This is a genomic window from Bacillus sp. P4_D3, from assembly GCF_056401855.1.
Genome location: NZ_JBFUIN010001064.1, coordinates 1 through 877 on the forward strand (window position 1 = coordinate 1; position 877 = coordinate 877).

Consider the following 877-nt stretch of genomic DNA (forward strand, 5'->3'; position numbering starts at 1 on the left):
GAATGAGTCAGAACAAATTTCATCTATGAATAAAAAACAATTACGGAGCTTTATATCTGATAAGATTCAAGAGCAAGGTTACATAGTTCAACAGTTTATTTCATGTCAAATGAAATCTGGTCATGTTTATGATTTTCGATTGCATGTTCAAAGAAATGGGGAAGGCAGGTGGGTTGTTACTTCTATATTCCCGAGAATAGGTCCATTAGGAAGTGTTGTATCAAATATGGCTAAGGGTGGTTACAGTACTTATTTAGATGTTTTTTTAAAAGCGGAATTTGATAACGATTGATATAATATTAAAAGGTATTTAGAACGATTTGCAGTAACTTTTGCTAACCATTTTAATTCTTTATTTAAGGATGTAGTATTTGATGAGTTAGGAATTGATGTAGGGATTGATAAAGATCAAAAATTGTGGTTATTTGAGGTGAATTGGAGACCAGGGGTACCTAATATATTTAATCTTGAATTAGATGTAGCTAGAAATTTAATTCACTATGCTAGATATTTGGCTGATAAATCTAAATAAGAAAAGGAAAATATAATCAAACCTAGAAACCTTTATATACCAATGTTTCTACTAATCTCTCTTTCTATATCTCCTATAAGGCTTTTCTCCATGCATTCCAAAATTCGGCGGATGCTGGACTGTCGTCAAGTCGACGTACCTAATACGAGCAAAATACCGGAACCTGATAATACACCCTTCATTGTGGGCGGGGGCACATATTTATAAAAAAATACGCTTGTCCAATCCATTATCAKTCTCCAGTCATTTAATACTACAAAGGGGGGAGAACATGGAAAACAATGAAAAAATCACGTTTCGATTTGTAAAAAAAGATGGAGAAGAAATTAATTTGGGAAATCTTGC

The 877-nt window shown here is 33.0% G+C and carries 1 pseudogene; it reads left to right on the plus strand.

The features are described from left to right. Positions 1 to 532: pseudogene (locus AC1DTM_RS29165) on the plus strand (YheC/YheD family protein); the annotation flags it as partial. Between the last annotated feature and the right edge of the window lie 345 nt (positions 533 to 877).